The sequence below is a fragment of the Actinopolyspora lacussalsi genome (genome assembly GCA_030803735.1).
Lineage (GTDB): Bacteria > Actinomycetota > Actinomycetes > Mycobacteriales > Pseudonocardiaceae > Actinopolyspora > Actinopolyspora lacussalsi.
The window spans coordinates 3,480,448-3,504,228 of the sequence record JAURUC010000001.1 but is presented as its reverse complement, the minus strand read 5'-3'; the positions used below and the strand labels follow the sequence as shown (position 1 = coordinate 3,504,228).

Here is a 23,781-nt window from a genome sequence, read left to right as displayed (position 1 = left end):
CCCGTGATCACGTCTTCCCGCAGTGCTGGTGTGCGAACGGTGGGTTTAGCCGTCCGACACGACCGGCACGGTGCTTTCCCGTCCCTCGCCGCTCCACGGGACAATGTCGTCACCGCGTTCCCGATCCAGGTTGAGGCACAGTGGACACTTCAGAAGCCGTAGACGGAGCAACCCGCCCGGCATCCCCGCTGCTCCGGGGAATACTGCGTGCACGCCGCCCGACCGGCGCGGTGGTCGGGATCCTGGTGGTGCTCGGCTGTTTCGTGCTCGGGCAGATCGTCAGCGCCATCGCCTTCGCGATGGCGGTGGTGTTCACCGGTGATCTGTCCCTCCTGACCAGCATGCGCCTCGGTCTCGCCTCTCAGGTGGCCCTGACCTGCGGATTCATCGGTTCCGTGCTGGGGCTGGTGCTGTGGTTGCCGCTCAAGGAGGGCAGGCCGTTCGGCAGCGTCGGGTTCCTGCCCTCCCGGAGTCCGGTTCGTTCCGCGTCACTGGGTGCGGGGGTCGCCCTGCTGGCGATCAGCGTGCTCGTGCTGGGCAACGTCGCGGCGGACCAACTCGTGTTCGAGAGCTCGGGGGCGGGCTACGCGATCGTGGGCGTGCTCGCGCTGACGTTGCTGGGCTTCGTGGTGCAGGCGAGCACGGAGGAGATCCTCACCCGCGGCTACCTGATGCAGGTCACCTGGCGAAAGTGGGGGCTCACGGCCGCGCTGGTCTCACAGGCGGTGGTGTTCACCCTGCTGCACGGCCTCAATACCGGTTTCGGTCCGCTGCCGCTGCTGAACCTGGTGCTGATCTCGTTCGTGCTGGCGTACTGGGCGCTGGCCGAGGGCGGCTTGTGGGGTGTGTGCGCCTTCCACACGGTGTGGAACTGGTGCCAGGGCAACGTCTACGGCGTCGAGGTGTCCGGCATGAACCTCACGGCCACGCTCGCCGACACGCGCCCCGCCGAGGGCGGCAGCGCGTTGCTCAACGGCGGTGCCTTCGGCATCGAGGGCGGGTTGCCCACCACCGTCGTGCTGCTCTGCCTGCTGGTGATCGCCGTGCTGGCCTACCGCCGCCGTCGTTCGGGCTTCGCGGCCGAGCCCACGCCGTCCTGAGCGAGCACTTCGTGAGTAAGTACCCCCGTGAGTAAGTACCCCCGTGAGTCAGCGCCTCGCCGTGAGTCAGTCCGACTGTCCCGTTGTTCGTCGGTTCCGCTGTGTGTCACGTCGCTTTCCGAGGTGTTCTAGCGCTCCGGATCGCTACACTGGCCGTGGTCCGCGCGAGCGGATCCCGGCGGTGGGGCCCGCCGGAACCAACCGCGGGGTTCGCTTCGCCGACGGTCCCTACCCGTTCGAGAACCTCCGGGTAGGGAGTCCGTGTTGCCCAACGCCCTGATCGCGCACCGGTCGCGGGTACTCGCCGCCGTCGCACTCGGCGGAGCGCTGGGATCGTCGCTGCGCTACGGCGTCTCGCTCGCACTGCCGCACGCCGACGGCGGTGCCGTCTGGCCCACCCTGACCGTCAACGTGCTGGGGTGTCTGGTCATCGGTGCCTTCACCGTGTTCCTCGAAGCGGGCGAGCCACACCACCTGTTGCGGCCGTTCTTCGGAGTCGGGTTGCTGGGTGGTTTCACCACCTTCTCCAGCTATCTGGCCGATGCGGGCGGCCTGCTGGCCACCGGACAGCCGCTCCACGCCGCGCTGTACCTGCTGCTGACGGTGCTGCTGGCGCTGCCCGCGGTGATCTGCGGCGCGATGCTGGCCAGGACGGTCGTCGCGCGTGCGCGGCGACGCGGTCCCGGTGCCGCCCCCGACAACGTCCCCGACACCGCCCCTGGAACGGAGTCGTGATGACCCTGCTGCTGGTGGCGCTCGGCGGAGCGGCGGGCGCGGTGCTGCGCTACGGGATCGACCTGGGCGTGCGGCGCGGTCACGGTTCCGCCTTTCCCTGGGGCACGTTCACGGTCAACGTGGTGGGCTCGTTCCTGATCGCGCTGTTTGCGGGCGGTGCTGCCGTGTTCGACGGTTTCGGTTCCCCCGGTCTGCGCACTCTGCTGGTGGTGGGGCTGTGCGGCGCGTTGACCACGTTCAGCACGTTCGGGCAGGACACCGTCCGGCTCTACACCTCCGGCGCGCGTTCGCACGCTGCCCGGTACGTGCTGGGGACGGTTCTCGGTGGTGTGGCGGCAGCGGGGCTCGGGCTGGGAACCGTCGCGTTGTTCGCGCAGCTCTGAAGCACGCCCGACTTCGGTGGATGTTCGCTTTTCGCGTGGTGAATCCGGTTTTCGGTGCGGCGATACCGGTTTTTGCCATTTCGTGATGTCCTTGGCAGGATGAACGCCGCTCGATCGTGAAAACGGCTCAGGATGCGCTCCTCTGTTCAGGTGCCGCGCTCCGCTGTTCGGGTGAGTCGCGCGAGCCGTCACAGCTGTCTCACACGCGAGAAAGGTCGTTTCGTTGCTGATCGCCGCGAATGCCACGACGCGTTTCGCCGCCGCGCCCGCGGCGAGCGTGACCGATCCGGTGGTGAACTGGTTCAACAACAATTCCGGGGCGCTGTTCTCCGGATTCGTCAACGTCGTCATCATCCTGCTCGTGGCGGTGGTGCTGCGTGCCGTGCTGGGGCGGGTGATCACCCAGGGCGTGCGGCGGATGGTGAGCTCGCACCAGCGGATCAACCAGGCCACCGCCAGGGCGGGGAATCTCGTCGGGCGCAACGGCGCCGAGACCGACAACGCGGGCGAACGGCAGCAGCAGCGCGCCCAGACCATCGGTTCGGTGCTGCGCAGCGTGGCCACGACGATCGTGTTCGGCGTGGCCTTCGTGATGATCCTCGGCGAGTTCGGCATCAACCTCGCGCCGATCCTGGCCAGCGCGGGCGTGCTCGGGCTCGCCATCGGTTTCGGCGCGCAGAGCCTGGTGAAGGACTTCCTGTCCGGCGTGTTCATGATGGTCGAGGACCAGTACGGCGTGGGTGACGTGATCGACGCGGGCGACGCCGTCGGCACCGTCGAGGCCGTGACGCTGCGCATCACCAAGATCCGGGACCTCAACGGCGGGCTGTGGTACGTGCGCAACGGCGAGATCATGCGGGTCTGCAACATGAACCAGGACTGGGCCAACGCGGTCATCGAGCTCCCGCTGGACTACAGCGTCGACATCGCCCACGCCGAGCGCGTGATCGAGTCGACCATCGAGGACTTCGCCGCCAACAGCGACTTCCGCTCCAAGATCCTGGAGAAGCCCGACCTCAGCGGGGTCATCGGCATCGGCAACGGTTCGGTGACCGTGCGGATCATCGTCAAGGTCAAGCCCGGCGAGCAGTGGGCGCTCGGCCGCGCGCTGCGTGCCCGGCTCAAGCACAGCTTCGACCAGGCCGGGGTGCGGGTGGCCTACCCGGTGCTGCCCAGCAACGGAATGGGCGCGGTCAAGCAGGGCTGATTCTTCGGTCGCGCTGTCGCGCCGAAGAGCACCGACTCGCTCACCGCGAAGTCCAATCCCGGACTCATCGAGTCCCTTCCCGACCGCGGGAGGGGACTCGATTCGTGTCCGGTCCGGGTTCCCCTCGTCGCGAGGGCTTGCCACTTCGCTATTCAGTGTTACTATCTACTGGTAGTCAGTATCACTGAGTAGACAGAGGGGCGTTGCCGTGGGCAAGCAGACGACGGAGATGCTCAAGGGCACGCTGGAAGGTGTCGTCCTCGCGATCCTGGCCGGTCGACCCGCGTACGGCTACGAGATCACCGCGTGGTTGCGGGACCAGGGGTTCTCCGACATCGCGGAGGGCACCGTCTACGCGCTGCTCGTCAGGGTCGAGAAGCGCGGCCTCGTCGACGTGACGAAGGTTCCCTCGGAAAAAGGTCCGCCGCGCAAGGTGTATTCCCTCAACGACCAGGGCAGGGAATACCTCGAAGAATTCTGGACGGCCTGGCGATTCCTTTCCGAACGTCTCGAACAGCTCCGCGAAGGGGGCAGATGATTATGATTGTCTCGAAGTTGATCGGAGACAAGCGGCGCTACCGGCAGTACAAGGCGCGCATCAGGCGACTTCCCGAGGACTACCGCACGGCGGTCGAGGCGATCGAGCGGTACCTGATGCATTTCGTTCCCGCCGACAACGAGAGCGCGATCTCGGAGTTCGAGGATCTCGCCGAGCTGTTCGAGCGGGCCGCGTCGGACGGAACGCCGATCCGCGAGCTGGTCGGGGACGAGCCAACGGAGTTCGTCGAGGAGTTCGCCCGCAACTACACGAAGGGCGGCTACGCCCCCGACAAGGAGCGGCAGCGGCTGCTCCGTGGCATCGAGCGGGCGATCGAGGCAGAGCGAACCGGCCGATGACGTAGCCGCGCACGCGATTCGTTCGCCGTGTCGCCGGGTACTTCACCGTCACCGGTACACAGTGCTCGGCATTCCTCGACGCCGTGAAGACCAACCGTTTCGCCTGACAGCGGCGAACGACGAACGCGCTCCGCGAAACGACGAATTCGAGGAGCGCCAAACACGATCGCCGATTCCCGGCGGTCGTGAATTGTTCGGAACGCTCGGCCGGAACGCTCCGGTCGGGCGTTTTCGTTCGCCCGCCTCGCCGTGCACGGAACGTGAGATACGAGAAGACCCCCGGTGATCACCGGAGGTCAACCGTGTTATATTCAATCCGCCAAGATGAAAAATAACAGTGCCGAGTGTAGCACGGAATGCGCTCTCCGCCGTGGCCGATCCAGGCAGGTCACGGGTCGGATACGTCCTGGAGACGGTTCACAGCCGTTTGCCCCCGGTTAGAGCGGGTGAAGTCCGCGTGTCAGGCAATGCGGGATCTAGGCGGACCCGGCCCCGTACTTGGTAAGCCCTGGCACTCATGCTCGCGCATTATCGGCCCATCATCGCCGCGCTGCGCGTAACCCCCGGACCGGCGAGCCCTTAATCCGGCTCGCGGGGTGAGCTCCGAAGTCACAATTCCGGTATACGGAGAATCCGGCTGTCGGTTGAATCGTTCCGGCGAGACAACCCCCGCCGTTTCCCCTGCGGGGATGAACGAACCCCGGCAGCGAAACCAAAGCTGTCTCACCTCCCCCACGACCACGGGAGAGGTGTGCCGTCAGCGGCGCTCCCCGTGATCGAGGGGGCTCACAGCCTTACGGGTCCACGCGGGACCGGAAGGGGGACCCGCTGGTCGGCAGTGCTCGGGGCGTTCCCGGTGAGCATCAACGACGGGTTTCGCCGAAGTGTTCCGGCAGTCCGCTCGGAAAATCCCGAGCGGCGTACCGCGCGATCAATGGCCCCGCCTGCTCATGATTCGCAGGATCACCAGCGCCAGCAGCCCCAGCAGCGCGCCGCCCAGCAGGTTCGCCAGCACGATGCTGGCGATCGTGGGGCCGGGTAGTGGCGCCGTGCTGCCGTAGAAGACGATCCACACGATCCAGTTGAGCACGATCGTCAGCACCCCGTACAGCGTGCCGACGATGGTCAGCGTCAGCACCGGACGCGCCGTCCTGCGCAGCACCACCACGGCCACCCAGACCGCCGCGACGAGCACGGTGACCGCTATCGGGCTCCAGGGCCTGCCCAGCGTCTCGTAGACCCGGAGGATGCCCAGCGCCGGTTGGATCAGTCCCAGAATCCCCAGCGCCACGATGGTGCCCCAGTGCAGCCCGACGAAGGGCGAGTTGCGGGCCGGTGTGCTCATCTCTTCCTCGACCGAATTCCTCTCGAAACCGTTGCGACGAGATCAGCATGCCGCCGATCCCCCGCGTCGGCATCCGCACCAGCCCCGAAAGAAGGACATTTCCACTCGATCGGTCACCGGTCGAGCACGAATCGAATTCCGCACCGTGGCGGATCGGACGGTTTTCCACGGGGTGAGCCTCGTCGCTTTCCGCGCATCGGGATCGGCGTTTACACCGGTCACCCGCCCTGCTAGGAAAGTCGTGGATTTCTCGGTCGAGCCCGACGAACGGTGCCCGGCCGTGGTGCGCTTTCACGGTGGGGAGGTTTCGGCGACATGAGTGTGCTGCGTCGCGCCGCGGATTTCGTCGGCAGTTGGTTCGCGTTGCTGGTGCTGCTGGGCGGTGTCGTGGGGATGCTGCTTCCCGGCGCCACCAGCACGCTCTCCCCCGCCATCACCCCGCTGCTCGGTGTGATCATGTTCGGCATGGGGCTCACGCTGCGCGCCCGGGACTTCTCGTTGGTGCTGCGCAGGCCGTGGGCGGTGTTGATCGGGCTGGTGGCGCAGTACCTGGTGATGCCGCTGGCCGGTTGGGCCATCGGCAGCGCCTTCGGCTTCTCCGCCGCGCTGCTGGCGGGCATGATCCTGGTGGGGTCCACCCCGGGCGGCACGGCGTCCAATGTGGTCGTCTACCTCTCCAGGGGGCACGTCGCGCTGTCGGTGACCATGACCTCGGTGTCCACCCTGCTGGCTCCGTTGCTCACCCCGCTGCTGGTGCTGTGGCTGGCCGGTTCCAGCCTGCCGGTGGACTTCATCGGCCTGTTCTGGTCGATCGTCAAGGTCGTGCTGATTCCGGTGGTGCTCGGCATCGCGATCCGTGCGGCGCTGCCGAGGTTGGTCGAGCGGGTGTTGCCGCTGCTGCCGCTGGTCTCGGTGCTCGGCATCGTCGTCGTGGTGGCGGCAGTGGTCGGCGCCAACGCGAGCACGCTCGCCTCGGTGGGTGCGCTGCTGCTGTTGGCGGTGGTGCTGCACAACGCCTTCGGGCTGCTGCTCGGCTACGGCGCGGCCAGGCTGGCCGGGTTGGACGAGGCGTCCCGCCGCGCCATCGGCGTCGAGGTCGGGATGCAGAACTCCGGGCTGGCCGCGAGCCTGGCCACCGCGCACTTCACCCCGCTGGCCGCGTTGCCCGCCGCGCTGTTCTCCGTCTGGCACAACCTCTCCGGTGCGGCGGTGGCGTCGTTCTGGTCCCGCAGGCCCAGCGGCAGCGAGGACCCGGACACCGAGACGACCGAACCCGCGCGCGGGTGACCCCCACCGGGGCGGCGGCGATTTCGCGAGAAATTGACGCGGCCGCGGTGTTCGCGGTGCCGCACTCCGACCACTCTCGCAGTTGGCGCCGCCGCGGGTTCTGCCGTGCGGCTCTCGCGATGGTCGCTACTCAAGAGCCGGCCCAACGCGGCAAGGCGCCGACTCACGTGACGGCTACCCGACCAGCTACGAAACAGGTGAAGCTCTCATCCGACGCTGACCGCGAACAGGTACCAGGTGGTGTGCGGCAACCACTGCTCGGTCCAGCGCCAGTCCCAGTCCTTGCCGGTCTCGGCATATCCCCGATTCCAGCTGATCCCGCTGCCGTCGGCGTTCTCCCCGGTGATGCCGTTGACGATTCCGCCCGCCGTGTTGAGGAACTGCCAGGAGCCCTTCCACATGTAGCGGGGGTTGTTCCGGCCGCTGCCGCCCAGCATGCACACCCCGAACGGGTTGCGTCCCAGGATCCAGTCGAGCTGGTCGGCCGCGTAGCGCCGCAGCCGCCCGGCGAACTCGCCGTCGAACCGTTTCGCGGCCAGCCGGGCGGCGGTGGCCAGCGAGGCGATCCGCGCGTTCTCGCCCTGCCACCACTCGTCGCCCGGACGCGGGGTGACGTCGTGCGGGAAGAAGAACGAGCTGTGCCGGTCGCCCGTGCCGTCCTGCACCAGGTTGCGCGCGTAGCCGTACGGGTTGGTGACCTCGGCGGTGATCGACATCTCGAAGGACAGCGAGCGGCGCACCACTTCCAGCACCCGCGCGGTTCGCGCGGAGTCGGCGATGTCGAGGTAGCTCAGCAGGCTCGTCACCGGCAGTCCCGCGTCGGAGGGGTGGAAATAGGGGCGGTCGCCGTCGTCGGCGCGCCAGTAGTCCCGATAGGAGCGCCAGGAGCTCAGCCGGTCGAGCAGGTTGTCCGCTCGCGCGTCGGCGACCTCGCGGTAGGTGCGCTCGCCGGTGGCCCGGTGGAGTTCGACAGCGGCGATCAGCGCGTTGTAGTCGTCCTGGATGTTCTCAACGCCGTCGTTGGTCAGCTCCACGTTGTGCTCACGCAGGTACTCGAAGGCCGTTTCGGCGGTGCGCAGGTACTCGGCGGAGTCGTACTCACCGGAGTCGTCGGAGCTGCTGGCCAGCGCCAGCGCCGCGATGGCGGCCCCCGCGCCCTCTCGGTGGTTGACCTGCCGCACCTCGCCGTCTTGTTCGGTGGTTTTCAGGAATCGCAGCGCCGGGTCCTTGGGCGGTCCGGGCTGCATCACCGAGTGGCAGAAGGTGCCCTCGGGACGCTTCACCCGGTTCAGGTAGTCGGCGCCGTACAGCCCCTCGTCGCACAACCAGGTGCGCAGCTGGGTGAACTCCTCGTTGTCCCGTGCGGTGAGTTGTTCGTGGGCCTTGAACAGCACCCAGGCCGTCAGCGGGACGGACAGCGTGTTGAAGTAGCTGTGCCGCGAGAGCTGGGTGAAGTGCTTGCCGAAGTCGCCGGTCGCGTCGTACCAGCCGCCGTGGGCGTCGATGTTTCCCGAGCCGTTCTCGCCGACGGGCAGCGAGTGGTCGGCCCGGTCGAACCGGCCCGAGCAGCGCGCCGACTTGAACCAGTGCACCACGTCGGAGAGCGTGTCCCGCTCCAGCGCGAGGGGTTCGATCCGGAACGGCACGGATTCGCCGCGCGTGTGGTTCCCGGCGCCGACCCGCAGCACGTACTCGCCCTCGACCGTGAACTCCGAGAAGTCGACCGTCCAGTAGTGGGTCTCGCCCCAGTCCCGGACCCGGCCGGCGTGATGTGGCCTGCGCCGGGCAGCGATTTCGCCGGTCTCGTTGTCGACCAGGAAGCACCAGGCGATGGGTTCGCGGTCCCCGGCCGCGAGCACGGCGGTCTTGGGCGATTCGGGGTCGTGGCCGACGTTGTTCACGTGCACCAGCACCTGGTCGTGACCTCGTTCCTGGCCGGCTTCCGGTCCGAGTTCGGCGGCGGCGCTCGTGCCGGTGAGGGCACCAACCGCGGTTCCGCCACTCACAGCCGCGGAACCCGCGAGGAAACGACGGCGATCCATGCCTGACATAACCACCCTCCGATTTGGTCTATACCTATTCGGAGGCTAGGTGCCGGTGGTCGGATCATGGCAAGAGTGAATTCCCGAGTGCCGATGTTCGCGGTAGCCGGTTACGACCGACGCGTCCGGATGACTGCTCCGAACGGAGCCGAGTCGGGTTTCCCCGCGGACCAACCGCTCCGAAGCCCTCCTCCTCGCCCGGCGATTTCGCGAGAAATCGACGCCGTGGTGGGCACGCGGTTTTCACCCGGCGTTTCCGCGTTTCCCATCGAGGGGTCATCCCGCACACCTAGGTTCGACCGGGTCGAGGTGAAACCGGACTACGGGGACGGGCATGAGCGAGGAAACGGGCACTGTCGGGCGACGTGCGTTGTTGCGGGCCACCGGGGCGGGAACCGCTGCCGCCGTGGCCGCACCGGCGATGGCGGGGGCGGAAGCCCGGCGCGGTTTCGAGGCACCGGAACCGAAACTGCGGTTCCGCTCGGACGGCACGTTCCGGATCGTGCAGTTCAACGACACGCAGGACGACGAACGCACCGACCGGCGCACCATCGAGCTGATGGAGCGCACGCTCGATTCCGAGAAACCGGACTTCGCGTTGATCAACGGCGATGTAATCACCGGGGGCTGTGATAGCGCACTGCAGGTCAAGCAGGCCATCAACAACGTGGTCATCCCGATGGAGTCGCGCGGTATTCCGTGGGCGATCACCTTCGGCAACCACGACGAGGACTCCGAGCGACTCTCCGGCATGTCCGAGGAGGACATGCTCGACTTCTACATGACCTACCGGCACAACCGGAACGAACGCGGCCCGCGCGACGTCACTGGTACCGGCGACATGGTGCTGCCCGTGAGCGGGTCGCGCGGCGGCAGCCCGGTGTTCGCGCTGTGGCTGCTGGACTCCGGTCGCTACGCACCCGAGTCGATCGCCGGTCAGGACTTCCAGGGGTATCCGGACTGGGGCTGGGTGCACCCGGACCAGATCCAGTGGTACTCGGAGACCTCACGGCACCTCGAACGCAGGGCGGGCGGGAAGGTCCCCGGCCTGATGTGGATGCACATCCCGCTCTGGGAGCACCGCTTCATGTGGTTTTCCAGTGTGGACGGCCGTTCCGATGCCGATCACGAACGGGCCGTCGAGAAGCACGGAATCGTCGGCGAGCGCAACGAGGCCGAGTGTCCGGGTCCGTTCAACAGCGGTGTGTTCACGGCGATCCAGCAGCGCGGTGACGTGCGCGGTGTGTTCTGCGGCCACGACCACGTGAACTCCTACGTGGGCGACTACTACGGGGTGCTGCTCGGCTACTCCTCCGGAACCGGGTTCGGCCCGTACGGGCTCGGCGGGGATGAGGAGCACCGGTTGCGTGGAGCGCGGGTGTTCGAGCTCGACGAGAGCGTCGAAGGAATGATCCGTGACACCCGCATGGTCTTCGCCAGGGACTTCGGCATCGACATGACCCCGAACGACCAGCCGATCGATCCATTGCCGCTGGGTCCGGACCAGCGCTGAGCGACCCCGCGACTGCCCTCCCGGCCCGGCGATTTCGCGAGAAATTTACGCCGGGGCGGGGCTGTGGCGTAGCCGGGGCGCGGGCGGCCGTGGATTTCGCGAGAAATCGACGCGCCACCGGAAATCCAGTTGACGCCACGCCCGTACCCGGCGAGGCTCCCCGCATGGGGTTGGCGGGACGTACGGCGGTGGTCACCGGTGTCAGTCGGCGGCAGAGCATCGGCTTCGCGATCGCGCGGCGGCTGCTCTCAGCCGACGTGCGGGTCTGTGCCCAGGGCTGGTCGCCGCACGACGCGGAGCTGGAGCTGAGCGGCGGGGCCGAGACCGCTGCGCCGGATTTCCGCGCCGAGCTGGGCGGCACCGGCGAGACGTTCTCCCACGTGGAGCTGGATCTCGCCGAGCCCGAGGCCCCGGGCGAGCTGCTGCGGCAAGCCACCGAGCGGTTCGGCTCCGTGGACACCCTGGTGCTGGCGCACGCCCGCAGCTCCGATTTCGACCTCGACGCGCTGTCCGCGGCCGAGCTGGATCTGTGCTGGGCTGTCAACGTCCGGGCGAGTCTGCTGCTGGTGCGGGAGTTCGCGCGGCGATACCGGGAAGACGGACACGAGGAAGGTCGGCACGAGGGTCGGGTCGTGCTGTTCACCTCCGGCCAGCACCTGGCGCCGATGAGCGGCGAGATCCCCTACGCGGCCACCAAGGGCACGCTGCACCAGCTGACCCCCACACTCTCGGACGCGCTCGTGGAGCGCGGCATCACGGTGAACTGCGTCAATCCGGGGCCGACCGACACCGGCTGGGCCACCGAGGAGCTGACCGCCTCGGTCGGCCGGGCGCTGCCGCGCGGGCGCTGGAACACCCCCGAGGAGGCAGCCGGCGTGGTCGAGCTGCTGCTCGACGAGCGGGCCACGACGATCACGGGACACGTGCTCGACGCCGAGGCGGGCTTCCGCCGCTGGGTGCGGTGAGAGGTCGATGGCAGGGCAGGGTAGACAGCTTGTACTTCGAACGGTGGCACCGATGATTGTCCGAGGCCGGACAGCTTTAGGGTCCGGGACATGGGTTCCTGGGACGACGAGGAACGGGCCGCGTTGCTCGCCCTGCTTCGTGTACGCCCGGAGAACACGACGTGGTCGCGGATCGCCTCCGACGTGGCCGATTCCGGGAGCGCTCGCGCGATTTGGGAACGCTGTGCTGCGCCTACCCTTTTCGGCCCAGCCACAAGCGGAGTCCACGATGCCGAATCGGAGACAGAGTCCGCGAAGAAAGACATAGCCGCCTGGCGCTCCGCCGAGTTCGACTTCATCACTTTCCGGGACGACGAGTACCCGCAGCAGCTCAGGGAAGTGAACCAGTTTCCACCGTTCGTGTTCGTACGCGGCACGCTCGTCCCCGGCGAGAACGCGGTTTCGGTGATCGGACCCCGTAAGGCATCGCAGGAGGCGCTGGACACCGCCGTCGACATATCGGCCAGGTTGGTGGGGGTCGGATTCACCGTGCTTTCCGGATTGGCTTCGGGGGTCGACACCGCCGCGCACACGGCGGCTCTCGAGAGCGGCGGTCGGACCGTCGCCGTGATCGGAAACGGTATCCGGCGGGTTTATCCGGCTGCGAATCGGGAGCTGCAGGAGCGAATCGTCCGCGAGGGCATGGTGTTGTCCCAGTTCTGGCCCGATTCACCACCGGCCGAGCACACCTTTCCCATGCGCAACGCCACGATGAGTGCGTACGGAATCGCGACGATAGTCGTGGAGGCCGGTGAGCACAGCGGCGCTCGTATCCAGGCACGTACGGCCGTGGAGCACGGCCGTCCTGTCATTCTGCTGGATTCCGTGACCCGGGGAACCGATTGGGGAGCCGCGCTGCGCGGACAGCCCGGGGTGTTCGTGGTCGACAGCCCTCGAGCCGCTGTCAGCGCCGTGGAGCAGATCGTTTCCGGAAAACAGCAGGTGGAACGACTGCTCGCCGCACCACGATGAAGCCGAAGTTCACGCGGGTAGCGCACCGATCCGCTTCGGCGCGGAGCCGAAGGTCCGGTCGAGGTCGCGCGCCACGGTGCGGTCGCCCGCTCGCTCCAGGTACCTCCGACCGGCTCGGGTGCGGCCGACCAGTGCGGACTTGAGCACGTTCCCCACCATGATCTGCGGGATCACCCACGGCGGAGTCACCGGCAGCTCCAGGTCGCGCAGATCGCGCTTGCCCAGGAAGTAGCGCAACATGCTCAGCAGCCGCAGCCGCGAGTAGTAACCCCGCACACCCGCGAACCGACCGTTGCCGAGCGTGCGTTGCCCCTCCACCAGCGCTGTCGACAGCGCGGCTCCGGCGGGCGTCACGTCGTCCTGGGCACGCAGCACGTGGTAGTTGAACACGTTCTGCTCCCGCTCGCTGTCGAACAGCCAGTCCTCGTCGACGCCCATCAGCCACCCCACGTACTTCCACAGGTGCATCACCGTGCGGGACTCCTCGCGCGTGACGATCCACCCCAGCGCCCGCACCCCCAGCAGCAGGGTGCTGTTGAACAGCCCGAGCGTGGCGGCCTGGTCAGTCCGGTTGATCGGCAGCCCCCAGCGCGGGGTGTCCCACCGGCCGTTGCGTTCGAACCGGTCGTTGACCAGCGCGTGCATCGCGCGGACGTGCAAGGTGAGTTTGAACCCCTCACCGTCGAACCGCATCCCACCCGGTCGCGAGACCGCGGTCGCCCACTTCTTGGTCTCTCCGAGCCTGCGCATCGCGGTATCCCCGGTCAGACCGCCGGTCTCCACCAGCAGGTCGGGTGGTCCGCCGAAGCGGTAGCCGCCGATCAGCGACAGTTGCAGCAGCACGTCGTCGGCGCTGCGCCCCATCCGGCGCATCGCGCGTGCGCCGCGCTCGACCAGTTCGAAGTCCACCCACTCCGGAGTCCGGGTCACCTCGGTGATGAAGTTCCGCAGCGCGGTGGGGGCTTCGGGAACGTTCGCGATCCCACCGTCGAGGGCCTGGTGGAACAACGCCATCGTCACGCGCTCGCCGTCCGGAGTGTCCCGCCGCATGGCCCGGACCAGTTCCGCGCCGAGCTCGTCGCGGGTGAACATGCGGCGTCCGATGCGGTCGAGCAGCTCCTCGTCGAGCTCGCGAGTACGGGTGGTTATTCGCAGCACGCGCCCGATCCGTTCTCCCCGTTCCGGTGCGCCGAAGAACCGGCCCGGATAACGCGGTGCGTCGTGCGGTTCCTGTGCGATCATGCGGCGGAGATTGACACGAATAATTATTCGCATTCAATTCGCGTTGGTCGGAGGCGAGCATGACTTCCGGGCCCCGGCGGCAGATGCGCCGTGAACCGACTCAGGAGCGTTCCCGCGCGATGGTCGAACGCATCATCACCGCCGGATACGCTGTGCTGCTCGAACACGGCTACGAGCGGTCCAGCACCGCCCGCATCGCGAATCGGGCGGGCATCAGCCCAGGCTCGCTGTACCAGTACTTCCCGGACAAGCACGCGGTGCTGGGCAGGGTCATCGACCGCTACACGGATCGACTGCGCAATCGCGTTTCCCGTGCTTTCGTCGGCAATCTCGTGCATCCCTCGCCCGGCGAGAGGGTGCGCGGCAGCGTGCTGGCACTGCTCGACGCGCTGGAGGACAACGCCGGGCTGATCCGGGTGCTCTACGAACAGCTGCCGCCCACCGCGGACACGCACCGGCACGACTTCCGGAACCGCATCGACGAGCTGGTGACCACGGTGCTGCTGTCGCTGAACGTCGATCGGGAGACGGAACCCGTCGACGCGATCGCCTGGGTGCTGGTGCGTTCGGTGGAGAACCTGACGATCAGCTACGTGCTGGACCGGCCGGAGATTTCGCGTGAAATCCTCGTCGAGGAGCTGACCAGGCTGATCACCGGTTATCTGGCGGAGCGGATCGAGTTCGGCGAGCGGCGGAACGACTGAGCGCCGAGCACCGGCGAGCTACGCGACCGTGCCGACCAGCCCGGGCAGGACCAGCAGGACGAGACCGGCCCCGATCAGGAGCGCTCCGACCGCGTAACTGGCCTGCCTGCCGTAAGGCAGTACCTTCTCGACGGTGATCACGGCGGTGACACCGGCCATCCAGACGAGGCTCATCATGCCCGCGGCCAGCAGCACGACCATCAGGGCCCAGCAGCAGCCGATGCAATAGGCACCGTGCCCGCAACCCACCAGCAGCGCACCGCGTCTGCTGCGGACAGCCCGCTGCCCGTGCCGCATCAGCAGTGCCATCGGTGACCGGCAGTGCACCAGGCACCACTGCTTCAGCGGGGTGAACTGGAACAGCCCGGCAGCCACCAGCACGCCGGCTCCCGAACGTGCCGCCGTCGCGCTGCCCGCCATCGCCAGCGCGTCGAAGGCACGCAGGCACGCGTAGGCCGCCAGCCCCGTCAGCAGCCACGCGAGCAGGTAGCCGATGACCAGTGCCGGGACGCTGCCAGTGCCCGCGCGTCGGTTCCGGAGCAGTCTGCTCACGCCGATGGTGAACGGCGTGATGCCGGGCAGCATCATCGCCGTCATCATGATCAGCCAGGTGAACAGGAAGAATCCGAACCGGGTCCATTCGAAACCGGAAGGGGCCATCGGCCGCATCCCGGTCAGGATGCCCAGTCGCATCCCCGGCGTGGCCAGGTTGTGCGTCAGCAGCCAGGCCAGCGCGGTGAAGACGAGCAGCACGACCGCCAGCAGGACTTCCGTTCCGGACAACCAACCCGGTCCCGGGAAACCACGAGACCCGGCCCGGCTCGTCACTTCGCGTCCGGTCCCGACCACTCGAAGGGGATGAGCTTGCTGGAGTAACCGGACCGGTCCCACTGGAACCCGAAGGCGTCGGCGTGGTCGCTGACGGCTTTGCCCCAGACGGCGGGTGGTTGGCCGGGCCCGACTTCGGCACCGGGCAGGTTGTGGACCTCCACCAGGCTCCCCTCGCTCGTCGTGGGGCCGGTCAGCGCCTCCACTTCCGCCTCGGCCCTGCCGGGTACGCGCACGCTCCACCGGGCGAAGTTCTCCTCGAACGATGCTTCGATGGGGGAGAACTCCATGCCGAGGATCTCCGGGCCGAACATCGCGCCGAACTCGGCGGGCCAGCCGCCGGCCTCGCCGCCGAAGATCAGTTGCAGGGCCTGCCGCTGGTCCTCGTCGCCGCGCTCGTCGATGAACACGGCGGCGTAAGGGTCGGTGTGGGTTCCTTCCCAGGGGTTTCCGGTGAAGGAGCCGAGCATCGTGACGTTGAGCCCGTCCAGCGCGGTGTCGCCGTAATTGCCCTCGCTGACGTGCCAGAGCAGGATGCCGCTGCAGTCACCGTAGGTGGGAGGTTGGGCGAACGAGCAGGGGCAGGGGATCGCGCACTTGCACGCGTCGAACCACACGCCCTTGAGATGCCAGTTCTGAATGGTCGAAGTAGTCATGATCGTCTCACCAGCCTTCGTGGCGGACTACTCACCCGCAGTTTCCGCTCCTGGCGAGGGCGGCTGTCAATACGCGGTGCGCGGTATTTCCCCTGGGAATGTGCGAGCGGCCCTGGCTCACAGCCGTTTCTCGAACCAGTGGTCCGCGTACAGCGCGTCGGAGTACGGTTCGATCTCCTCGTAGCCGTTGGCCGCGTAGAGCTTCCGGGCTTCCACCAGGTCGCCGCGAGTGTCGAGCCGGATCGCCCGCATACCCAGCTCCACGGCGGTTCGCTCGGCGGCGCGCAGCAGCGACACGCCCAAGCCTTGTCCCCTGCTCGGCTCGACCACGAACATCCTGGTGAGTTCCCCGGTGTGCTCGTCGTGGTGCCGGAGACCGACACAGCCCACCGCGCGTCCGTTCTCGCGCGCTACGAGGAAGCGTCCGGTATCGCCCGAAAGGTCGGCGCTCGGATCCTCGGCCATCGCCGATTCGATCTCGGAGTCGGTGGGCCGCCTACCGATATAGCGGGCGGTCATCTCCGCGAAGTACTCGCGCAGCAGAACCACGCTTTCCGGCGCTTCGACGTCTGCCGCGGACACGGTGATCCCGCTGTTCGGTGGTCTCGACAATTCAGCCCTCTCGTCGGATGTCGTGGGTTGTGAAGCGCGACGGTCGGTCGTCGCGCCACCGCGCTGTCAATTTCTCGCGAAATCGCCGGGCCGGGAGCGCCCGGGCGCCTCCAGACCTTCGAGGCTTCGTCCCGCCGTGCGCAGACCGAACACCGCGAGTATCACGGAACCGAAGAACAGCAGGCCGCAGAGCATCGCGAACACCCCGCCGAAACCGAGATCCGCCTGGACGTAACCGATCACCACGGGCGCCAGGATCGCTCCGACCCGTGCCATCGCGCTGGCCATGCCCATACCGCTCGTCCGGATCCCCGTCGGGTAGATCTCCGTCGTGTAGGCGTAGAGCGGTGACGCCACCCCGTTCATGCAGAACGACAGCGCGATGTTGAAGCAGAAGATGCTCGTCGCGTCACCGGCCGTGCCGAGTGCCGCCGCGCAACCGACACTGCCCATCAGGAAGATCACGATCGTCCACTTGCGATCCAGGCGTTCGCTGATCGACGCCGCCAGGTAGTAACCGGGAATCTGGGCGACCGCTCCCGCCATCGCGAAGGCGAAGCTCGTGGAGATCGTGAAGCCCTTCAGCACGAGCAGGGTGGGCAGCCAGGTTCCGTAGCCGTACTGCGCGGCTTGAAAGGCGAACCACAGCAGGCACACCACCGTGCTACGCCGCGCCATTCCCGGACCCCACAGCGCCGCCATGCGGCGGAGCGGGTTGGTCCCGTGGTACGAGCGCTCGTCCTCGCCTCCCCCGGCCCCTTCGCTTCCGATGGCTCCTTTCTCCGGTGGCGCGGGTACCGCGTCCCCGGCTTCGGCGGTCTCCCGCTCGATCCGCTCGACGATCTCCCGGGCCTCGTCGATACGTCCCTTGTCGATCAGGAACCGCGGTGACTCCACCATCGTCCGGCGCCACCACAGCAGGAGCAGCACCGGCAGCGCACCGCTCAGGCAGGCGATCCGCCAGCCCGGTTCCGGCTGGGGGCTGATCACCAGGACCGCCGTCAACCCGGCGAGCGCGTGGCCGACGCCGAGGAACATCATCGTCCTGCCGATGCTGCGACCCCGGTTGCGGCGCGGCAGGAACTCCGAGATGTAGGGCACGATCGTCGTGGCCTCGGCCCCGATCCCGATGCCGCTCAGCACGCGCCACAGGATCAGCTCCCCGGGGCCGGAGGCCGTGGCCGCCAGCAGCGTGAACACCACGTAGACGAACAGCGCGTACATCAGCACCCGACGGCGCCCGATCCAGTCCGCGAGCACTCCGGCCAGCAGCGAGCCGATCAGGTAGCCGATGAACACCGACGCCAGCAGCCATCCGGCCACAGTGGAGTCCAGTGCCCAGATCGTCACCACGGCCGATGCCGCGTAGCCGAGCAGCACCCCGTCGTATGCCTCGAAGAGGTGTCCCATCCCGCCCTGCAGCATGAGTCGGCGGTGCGGTTTCGACTGGGGAAGACGATCGAGCCGGGCGAGCAACTCGGCCGCGGAGGGACCCCGGGCTGATGCGGTCATCGGCCGCTCCTTACTGAACCACGGTGCGCGGAACTTCCAGCACCGTTATTGGACAGTTTGTCCATTAAGTGACGACGCGCACATGACTGTAGAGCGCATTGCCCGTTGGTTCAAGAGGTGCGGATCCGGCGATGAACGAGCACCGATCTCGGGACCACCTTCGGTGCCGGTGCGCGGCCGGGGTCGAGTTCTCCGCGTTTTTCCCGGTCGTAGCCGGTTCAGGTGGGGGTGTCGAACCCGCTGGCCCAGTAGCGGCCGTGCACGGCGAGTTCGAGCAGCATCCGGGTGACCTCCTCGGCGGGCATCGGCGGAGCGTCGTGCTCGACCCACCAGCGCAGTACGGCGAGTTGCTCGCCGACCCACACCCGGGCCAGCAGCTCGGAGTCGATGCGCGGGGTGACCCCGTTGCGTTCGGCGCGCAGCCGGAACTGCTCGCTCGTGGCCCGCGCCAGCGAGTCGGTGAACATCTGCAGCGGTTTGCCGTCGCCTTCCCCGCGCAGCACGATCCGGTATCTGTCCCGCTCGTCCCTGGCGTGCCGCAGCAGTTCGAGCAGTGGTTTGCCGGTGAAGCCGATCGCGCTCTCGGTGACGGCCGGCTGCATCCGTTCGGCCAGTTCCGTCACCAGGTCGGAGGTCACTCTGCTGAACAGGTCCTCCTTGCCCTGGAAGTGGCTGTAGAAGGTGGCGCGCGCCGCGTCGGCGCGTTCGGCTATGTCCTCCACGGTGATCGCGGTGAAGCCGCGTTCCAGCACCAGCGCCACCAGTGCGTCGCTGAGTGCGCGCCGGGTTCGCTTGGTGCGCCTGTCCTCGGCCATCGGTTCCTCTCGTCCCCGTCGTCCGCGCGGCGACTCCACGTCGGGACGCCGCGCACAGCCGGACCAGTGTAGGAAAGCTTGACAGCCGCACTGTTTCTGAACAGAGTGTATGAAAATATTCAGAATGTCTTTTAACGAGAGTGGTGGTGTCGATGAACCTTGGCACGTACCTGAGCCGCAGCGCCCGGTACTGGCCGGACAGGCCGGCGCTGGTCTGCGGTGATCGCGACTGGACCTACCGGGAGTTCGAGGACCGGGCCAACCGGCTGGCCGCCGCGCTCGCCGGAGCTCTCGGCGTGGGCAGGGGCGAGGCGGTGGCCGCACTGGCGTGGAACCGCGGCGAGCTGGTCGAGGTCGAGTTCGGCCTCTACAAGGCGGGAACGACCCGCGTTCCGATCAACGCGCGTCTCGGCCGGGACGAGATCGGACACATCCTGCGGGACGCGTCGGTGCGGGTCCTCGTCTTCGACGCGGCGCACCGGCAGGTCGCGCTCGACGCCGTCTCGGACGCCGGTAACGGGTGCGTCCCCGTCCAGCTCGACGACGATCCCGGTGACACCCCCGACACGGCGGGAACCATCCCGGAAACCACTCCGGCAACCGGAGTGTGGTCCTACGAGCAGCTCATCGCCGAGGGAAGCGCCGATCCCGTGGCCGTCGAGGTCGATCCGGACGAGGTCGCGGTGCTGAACTTCACCTCCGGCTCCACCGGCACGCTCAAGGCCGCCGTGCAGACCTTCGGCAACCGGCTGGCCAACATGCGCAAGCAGCTGATGAGCGGGGATTCCCGCCCCGGAGGCGACACCCGCTACCTGGCGTGCGGACCGATCACCCACGCCACCGGGATGGGGTTGCTCAGCGGAGTCTTCGGCGGCAGTACCACACACATCCTGCCAGCGTGGAGTCCGGAATCGTTCCTGGACACGGTGGAGCGGGAGCGCATCACCGCCACCTTCCTCGTGCCCGCCATGCTCGGCATGGTGCTCGAACACCCCCGAGCGGCGGAGCGCGATCTGTCCAGCCTGACCAGTGTCCGCGTCGGAGGCGCACCGGTCTCACCGCGAACGCTGCGGGAGGCCGTCACCCTGTTCGGCCCCGTGGTGGCGCAGGGATACGGCCTGGCCGAGACCACCAGCGTGATAACCGGCCTGACCAGCGAGGAGATCGCGGCGGCCACCACCGAGGACCCCGAACTGCTGCGCTCCTGCGGCCGCGCCGCCTACGACACGGAGATCCGCGTCGTGGACGAGCACGGCGCGGAACTCCCCCCGGGCGAGATCGGCGAGATCGTCGCCCGCGGTCCCGACTGCGTGCCCGGGTACTGGAACGAGCCCGAGCTGTCCGCACGCACCTTCCGCGACGGCTGGGTGCACACCGGCGATCTCGCCTGGATGCGCGAGGACGGCTACCTGTTCATCGTGGACCGCAAGAAGGACATGATCATCTCCGGCGGGTTCAACATCTACTGCACCGAGGTGGAGGCCGCCCTGCACGAACACCCCTCGGTCGGCGAGGTGTGCGTGGTCGGTGTTCCCGACGAGAAGTGGGGCGAGGCCGTCAAGGCGGTGGTGGTCCCGCGCGCGGGCCACGATCCGAGCGCCGACGAGCTGATCGAGTTCTGCGCCGAGCACCTCGACCGGTTCAAGAAACCACGATCGGTCGACTTCCTGCCCGAACTCCCCCGGAACCGCAACGGCAAGACCGACCGCAAGGCGGTGCGCGAACCGTACTGGGCCGCGGCGGAACGTCGGGTCAACTGAGCGGAACAGGAGAGCGAGCATGACATTCTCACTGCGTCCCGACTACGGCGACACCGAACTGTCCGCGCTGGTCGAGCGGCTGCGGGACTACCTGGAGGGGGAGCTCGCCGAGTACGAGCACCACCGCGGCATCACCCGTGAGGGGCGACTCACCCGTGCCGACCTGGAACCGGTGTGGCGGCGCAGCCGTGAACTCGGCTTCTACGGCATACACCTGCCCACCGAGTACGGCGGTCAGGCGCTGAGCTTCACGGCGCTCGCCGCGCTCAAGGAGGAGGTGGGCGCCAGCGAACGGCTGCTCGGCCACAGCGTGCTCGGCGACATGGGCGGTCCGCTGCGCGCCGGGGACGTGCTCCGGCACGCGACCGAGCACCAGCTGCGGGAGTACCTGCTTCCCGTGGTGCGCGCGGAACGGGCCTGCTGCTTCTCGCTGACGGAGAAGGAAGCGGGCTCCGACGTCCGCTCGATGAGCACGACCGCGGTGCCGGAGAGGGACGGCTACCGGATCACCGGGCACAAGGTGTTCAGCTCGGCGGGTCCCTTCGCGGACTTCGCCGTCGTCGTCGCGCGCATGAACGACACCGAGAACTCCTTCTCCGCGTTCCTCGTCGACCTGGACAGCCCCGGCTGCACCGTGCTCGACGGTGATACCCCGATGTCCGGGGAGCACATCGAGAGCGACGTCGTGCTGCGGGACTGCTTCGTGCCAGCCGCGAACCTGCTCGGCGCGGAGGGCGAGGGCATGCGCATCGCGCTCGGCCGCGTGACCACCAACAGGTTGTTGCACTGCCCCACCGTGCTCGGCGCGACCCGCCGCGTCATCTCGCTCACGCGACAACGGGCGCTGACGCGGAAGGTCGCCAATGGACAGACACTGCTGGAACTGCAGGCCATCCAGCACAAGCTGGCGGACATGGCCGCCGAGTTCTACGCCGCGCGCTCCATGACCTACGAGGCGCTGCGGGCGCTGGACAACGGCGCGGACGTCCGAACGGAAGCGTTCATGTGCAAGCTGTTCGTCGCGGAGTCGGCCTTCCGAATCGCGGACGAGGCCGTGCAGATCCACGGCAAGGAGGGGCTCACGCAGGGCAGCGAGATCGAGCACCTGTTCCGGAAGATCCGGATGTTCCGCGTGCTGACCGGAACCTCCGAGATCCAGCGCAACGGCATCGCGAAAGGCCTGGCCCGACTTGAGCACTGAGCAGTCCACGCAGGGGAGCCGTTCTCCGGAGCGCGCGCCGAAGCCGCCCAGCGAACACGTGATCGCCGCGCACCGTCGCGCGGCCGGGACACTGCCGTGGTCGAACCGGGAGGACCTCGCCGACGCCGAGCGGGGACTGCTGGCCGAGCCCGAGCAGCGCACCGTCACCGACGACGAGGGGCGCACCGTGTGGGACTTCGAGCGGTACCGCTTCCTCGAAGCCGAACCGCCGGACTCGGTGCACCCCTCGCTGTGGCGCCAGGCGCGGCTGCTGGCGAGGGCCGGGCTGTTCGAGGTCGTGCCCGGTGTCTACCAGGTGCGCGGCTTCGACCTGTCCAACATGACCCTCGTCGAGGGGGAACGCGGCGTCGTCGTGGTGGATCCGCTGATCAGCGTGGAGACCGCTCGCGCGGCGTTCGAGCTGTACCAGCGGCATCGGGGGCCCCGGCCGATCACCGGTGTGGTGTTCACCCACAACCACGTCGACCACTTCGGCGGGGTGCTCGGGCTCACCGCTTCCGGCGCCCGCGAACTCGCGGATGTCGAGGTCATCGCGCCCGAGGGCTTCACCGAGCACGCCGTGGACGAGAACGTCTACGCCGGTCCGGTGATGTCGCGGCGCGCCGGTTTCATGTACGGCTCCGGCTTGCCCACCGGCCCACGTGGCCAGGTGGGGGTGGGGCTCGGGCTGGGCACGTCCTCCGGGCGGGTGAGCCTGGTCCGGCCGAACGTCCACATCGAACGGACGGGGCAGCAGCACATCGTCGACGGGGTGCGGATGGTCTTCCAGCTGGTCGCCGACACCGAGGCCCCGGCCGAGCTGAACTTCCACCTCCCCGACTTCGCCGCGCTGTGCGTGGCCGAGACCGCCACCCACACCCAGCACAACCTGGGGACACTGCGCGGCGCCCCGGTGCGCGACGCCCGCGCCTGGGCGCGGGCGCTCACCGAGACCATCCGGCTGTTCGGCGCGGATTCGGAAGTGCTCTTCGCGGGACACAACTGGCCCACCTGGGGCTCCGAACGGATCGTGCGGTTCCTCGGGCTGCAGCGCGACCTCTACACCTACCTGCACGACCAGACCCTCCGGCTGATGAACCGGGGACTCGGACCCGCGGAGATCGCCGAGACTCTGGAACTGCCCGAGACGTTGCGGGACAGCTGGCACGCACGCGGCTACTACGGCTCGACCAGCCACAACGTCAAGGCCGTCTACCAGCGCTACGTCGGCTGGTTCGACGGCAACCCCGCCAACCTGTGGCCGCATCCACCCACCGCTGCCGCCACCCGGTACGTGCGTTTCATGGGCGGCTCCGGGCACGTTCTGCGCATGGCCGAGCGGAGCTACTCGGAAGGCGACTACCGGTGGGTCGTCGAGGTGGTCAACCACGTCGTCCACACCGAACCCGACAACGAGCGGGCGCGACTGCTGCAGGCGGACGCGCTGGAGCAGCTCGGCTACGGCGCGGAGAACGCCACGTGGCGCAACTTCTTCCTGACAGCGGCGGCCGAACTCCGGACGGGAGGACCCGCCGCGCAGCCGCGTTCGGGAGGCGGCGGCATGCTGGCAGCACTGAGCCTGCCGCAGCTCTTCGACAGCATCGCGGTTCGGGTGAACGGCCCCCGGGCCGCGCGCGGCCGGGCGCACATCGTGTGGGAGGTCGAGGACGAGAACGTCCGGCGCCACACGGTGCTGTCCAACGGGGCGCTCGTGCACGACGAGAGCAATCCCGTGCCGGGCTCGGCACCCGGACTGACGCTGCGGCTGCCCCGGGCCGTGCTGAACCGGATCGCCGCGCGCCCGGCCGACTTCCGGGAGCACGTGGTCAACGGTGCTGTGCACGTCGAGGGCGACCTCGCGGCCCTCGAAACGCTCGCGGACCTCGTCGAGCAGCCCAGGCGGGACTTCCCCGTGGTCACGCCCGTGGACACCGGCGATCCGGAGACCGGTCGCTGATTCCCGGCA

General features: G+C 68.1%; 22 protein-coding genes. 14 read left to right on the top strand and 8 right to left on the bottom strand.

The window, feature by feature from the left end; translation table 11 throughout:
• Positions 1-140: 140 nt before the first annotated feature.
• The 6 genes from J2S53_RS15750 to J2S53_RS15725 all read left to right on the top strand — a co-directional run bounded on the left by J2S53_RS15750 (position 141) and on the right by J2S53_RS15725 (position 4,322).
• Positions 141-1,100, top strand: coding sequence for a CPBP family intramembrane glutamic endopeptidase (locus tag J2S53_RS15750; protein ID WP_456241616.1), 960 nt, complete (start codon positions 141-143; stop codon positions 1,098-1,100).
• Positions 1,101-1,361: 261 nt separating this feature from the next.
• Positions 1,362-1,835 (top strand): FluC/FEX family fluoride channel, encoded by a 474-nt coding sequence (locus J2S53_RS15745; RefSeq protein WP_456241615.1) that lies wholly within the window; start codon positions 1,362-1,364, stop codon positions 1,833-1,835.
• A complete protein-coding gene (locus J2S53_RS15740) occupies positions 1,835-2,218 on the top strand; it encodes a fluoride efflux transporter FluC (RefSeq protein ID WP_456241614.1) in 384 nt (127 codons plus the stop codon). Before J2S53_RS15745 ends, J2S53_RS15740 begins: the two co-directional genes overlap by 1 nt.
• A 223-nt stretch (positions 2,219-2,441) precedes the next feature.
• On the top strand, positions 2,442-3,425 hold the full coding sequence (locus J2S53_RS15735) for a mechanosensitive ion channel family protein (RefSeq protein WP_130468647.1): 984 nt from the start codon (positions 2,442-2,444) through the stop codon (positions 3,423-3,425).
• Positions 3,426-3,633: 208 nt separating this feature from the next.
• Positions 3,634-3,963: a PadR family transcriptional regulator gene (locus J2S53_RS15730; RefSeq protein WP_456241613.1), complete on the top strand. Its 330-nt coding sequence runs from the start codon at positions 3,634-3,636 to the stop codon at positions 3,961-3,963.
• On the top strand, positions 3,960-4,322 hold the full coding sequence (locus J2S53_RS15725; RefSeq protein WP_456241612.1) for a DUF1048 domain-containing protein: 363 nt from the start codon (positions 3,960-3,962) through the stop codon (positions 4,320-4,322). The genes J2S53_RS15730 and J2S53_RS15725 overlap by 4 nt, the downstream gene beginning before the upstream one ends.
• A gap of 931 nt (positions 4,323-5,253) precedes the next feature.
• Here J2S53_RS15725 and J2S53_RS15720 read toward each other — a convergent pair.
• Complete coding sequence (locus tag J2S53_RS15720) at positions 5,254-5,667, bottom strand: hypothetical protein (protein ID WP_456241611.1); 414 nt, start codon at positions 5,665-5,667, stop codon at positions 5,254-5,256.
• A 315-nt stretch (positions 5,668-5,982) separates the two neighbouring features.
• Here J2S53_RS15720 and J2S53_RS15715 point away from each other — a divergent pair, with 315 nt between their 5' ends.
• A complete protein-coding gene (locus J2S53_RS15715) occupies positions 5,983-6,954 on the top strand; it encodes a bile acid:sodium symporter family protein (RefSeq protein WP_456241610.1) in 972 nt (323 codons plus the stop codon).
• A 206-nt stretch (positions 6,955-7,160) separates the two neighbouring features.
• Here the strand turns inward: J2S53_RS15715 and J2S53_RS15710 are convergent, their stop codons facing one another.
• Positions 7,161-8,960 (bottom strand): glycoside hydrolase family 9 protein, encoded by a 1,800-nt coding sequence (locus J2S53_RS15710; RefSeq protein WP_456241609.1) that lies wholly within the window; start codon positions 8,958-8,960, stop codon positions 7,161-7,163.
• Positions 8,961-9,330: 370 nt separating this feature from the next.
• Between J2S53_RS15710 and J2S53_RS15705 the strand changes: the two genes are divergently transcribed.
• From J2S53_RS15705 to J2S53_RS15695, 3 genes are all read left to right on the top strand, one after another.
• The gene (locus J2S53_RS15705) at positions 9,331-10,509 is read left to right on the top strand and encodes a metallophosphoesterase family protein (RefSeq protein WP_456241608.1); all 1,179 of its coding nucleotides are present in this window, start codon (positions 9,331-9,333) and stop codon (positions 10,507-10,509) included.
• A 164-nt stretch (positions 10,510-10,673) separates the two neighbouring features.
• Positions 10,674-11,474, top strand: a complete 801-nt coding sequence (locus J2S53_RS15700) for an SDR family oxidoreductase (RefSeq protein WP_456241607.1) — start codon at positions 10,674-10,676, stop codon at positions 11,472-11,474.
• 90 nt (positions 11,475-11,564) lie between these two features.
• Entirely contained in the window at positions 11,565-12,485 is a 921-nt protein-coding gene (locus tag J2S53_RS15695; protein WP_456241606.1) for a DNA-processing protein DprA, read from the top strand.
• Between the two features lie 9 nt (positions 12,486-12,494).
• Here the strand turns inward: J2S53_RS15695 and J2S53_RS15690 are convergent, their stop codons facing one another.
• On the bottom strand, positions 12,495-13,727 hold the full coding sequence (locus J2S53_RS15690) for an oxygenase MpaB family protein (protein WP_456241605.1): 1,233 nt from the start codon (positions 13,725-13,727) through the stop codon (positions 12,495-12,497).
• Between the two features lie 59 nt (positions 13,728-13,786).
• Between J2S53_RS15690 and J2S53_RS15685 the strand changes: the two genes are divergently transcribed.
• On the top strand, positions 13,787-14,431 hold the full coding sequence (locus J2S53_RS15685; RefSeq protein ID WP_456241604.1) for a TetR/AcrR family transcriptional regulator: 645 nt from the start codon (positions 13,787-13,789) through the stop codon (positions 14,429-14,431).
• A gap of 18 nt (positions 14,432-14,449) precedes the next feature.
• Here J2S53_RS15685 and J2S53_RS15680 read toward each other — a convergent pair whose 3' ends face one another.
• From J2S53_RS15680 to J2S53_RS15660, 5 genes are all read right to left on the bottom strand, one after another.
• A complete protein-coding gene (locus J2S53_RS15680; protein ID WP_456241603.1) occupies positions 14,450-15,214 on the bottom strand; it encodes a DUF2182 domain-containing protein in 765 nt (254 codons plus the stop codon).
• A gap of 41 nt (positions 15,215-15,255) precedes the next feature.
• Positions 15,256-15,915 carry a DUF1326 domain-containing protein gene (locus tag J2S53_RS15675; protein ID WP_456241602.1) on the bottom strand — a complete coding sequence of 220 codons (660 nt, stop codon included), beginning with the start codon at positions 15,913-15,915 and terminating at the stop codon, positions 15,256-15,258.
• 117 nt (positions 15,916-16,032) lie between these two features.
• Positions 16,033-16,497: a GNAT family N-acetyltransferase gene (locus J2S53_RS15670; protein WP_456241601.1), complete on the bottom strand. Its 465-nt coding sequence runs from the start codon at positions 16,495-16,497 to the stop codon at positions 16,033-16,035.
• Between the two features lie 96 nt (positions 16,498-16,593).
• Entirely contained in the window at positions 16,594-18,039 is a 1,446-nt protein-coding gene (locus J2S53_RS15665) for an MFS transporter (protein WP_456241600.1), read from the bottom strand.
• 218 nt (positions 18,040-18,257) lie between these two features.
• Positions 18,258-18,854: a TetR/AcrR family transcriptional regulator gene (locus tag J2S53_RS15660; protein ID WP_456241599.1), complete on the bottom strand. Its 597-nt coding sequence runs from the start codon at positions 18,852-18,854 to the stop codon at positions 18,258-18,260.
• Between the two features lie 152 nt (positions 18,855-19,006).
• On the opposite strand from J2S53_RS15660, the gene J2S53_RS15655 reads away from it, so the two are divergent.
• The 3 genes from J2S53_RS15655 to J2S53_RS15645 are packed head-to-tail and all read left to right on the top strand — an operon-like array spanning position 19,007 to position 23,772.
• On the top strand, positions 19,007-20,614 hold the full coding sequence (locus J2S53_RS15655; protein WP_456241598.1) for an AMP-binding protein: 1,608 nt from the start codon (positions 19,007-19,009) through the stop codon (positions 20,612-20,614).
• 19 nt (positions 20,615-20,633) lie between these two features.
• The gene (locus J2S53_RS15650) at positions 20,634-21,815 is read left to right on the top strand and encodes an acyl-CoA dehydrogenase family protein (protein ID WP_456241597.1); all 1,182 of its coding nucleotides are present in this window, start codon (positions 20,634-20,636) and stop codon (positions 21,813-21,815) included.
• The gene (locus J2S53_RS15645; protein ID WP_456241596.1) at positions 21,805-23,772 is read left to right on the top strand and encodes an alkyl/aryl-sulfatase; all 1,968 of its coding nucleotides are present in this window, start codon (positions 21,805-21,807) and stop codon (positions 23,770-23,772) included. Before J2S53_RS15650 ends, J2S53_RS15645 begins: the two co-directional genes overlap by 11 nt.
• Positions 23,773-23,781: the final 9 nt, after the last annotated feature.

Excerpts from the sequence above, each read along its gene's own strand:
- J2S53_RS15740 (WP_456241614.1), top strand. The coding sequence starts at position 1,835 with ATGACCCTGCTGCTGGTGGCGCTCGGCGGAGCGGCGGGCGCGGTGCTG.
- J2S53_RS15725 (WP_456241612.1), top strand. The coding sequence starts at position 3,960 with ATGATTATGATTGTCTCGAAGTTGATCGGAGACAAGCGGCGCTACCGG.
- J2S53_RS15720 (WP_456241611.1), bottom strand. The coding sequence starts at position 5,667 with ATGAGCACACCGGCCCGCAACTCGCCCTTCGTCGGGCTGCACTGGGGC.
- J2S53_RS15715 (WP_456241610.1), top strand. The coding sequence starts at position 5,983 with ATGAGTGTGCTGCGTCGCGCCGCGGATTTCGTCGGCAGTTGGTTCGCG.
- J2S53_RS15705 (WP_456241608.1), top strand. The coding sequence starts at position 9,331 with ATGAGCGAGGAAACGGGCACTGTCGGGCGACGTGCGTTGTTGCGGGCC.
- J2S53_RS15700 (WP_456241607.1), top strand. The coding sequence starts at position 10,674 with ATGGGGTTGGCGGGACGTACGGCGGTGGTCACCGGTGTCAGTCGGCGG.
- J2S53_RS15695 (WP_456241606.1), top strand. The coding sequence starts at position 11,565 with ATGGGTTCCTGGGACGACGAGGAACGGGCCGCGTTGCTCGCCCTGCTT.
- J2S53_RS15690 (WP_456241605.1), bottom strand. The coding sequence starts at position 13,727 with ATGATCGCACAGGAACCGCACGACGCACCGCGTTATCCGGGCCGGTTC.
- J2S53_RS15685 (WP_456241604.1), top strand. The coding sequence starts at position 13,787 with ATGACTTCCGGGCCCCGGCGGCAGATGCGCCGTGAACCGACTCAGGAG.
- J2S53_RS15675 (WP_456241602.1), bottom strand. The coding sequence starts at position 15,915 with ATGACTACTTCGACCATTCAGAACTGGCATCTCAAGGGCGTGTGGTTC.
- J2S53_RS15665 (WP_456241600.1), bottom strand. The coding sequence starts at position 18,039 with ATGACCGCATCAGCCCGGGGTCCCTCCGCGGCCGAGTTGCTCGCCCGG.
- J2S53_RS15660 (WP_456241599.1), bottom strand. The coding sequence starts at position 18,854 with ATGGCCGAGGACAGGCGCACCAAGCGAACCCGGCGCGCACTCAGCGAC.
- J2S53_RS15655 (WP_456241598.1), top strand. The coding sequence starts at position 19,007 with ATGAACCTTGGCACGTACCTGAGCCGCAGCGCCCGGTACTGGCCGGAC.
- J2S53_RS15650 (WP_456241597.1), top strand. The coding sequence starts at position 20,634 with ATGACATTCTCACTGCGTCCCGACTACGGCGACACCGAACTGTCCGCG.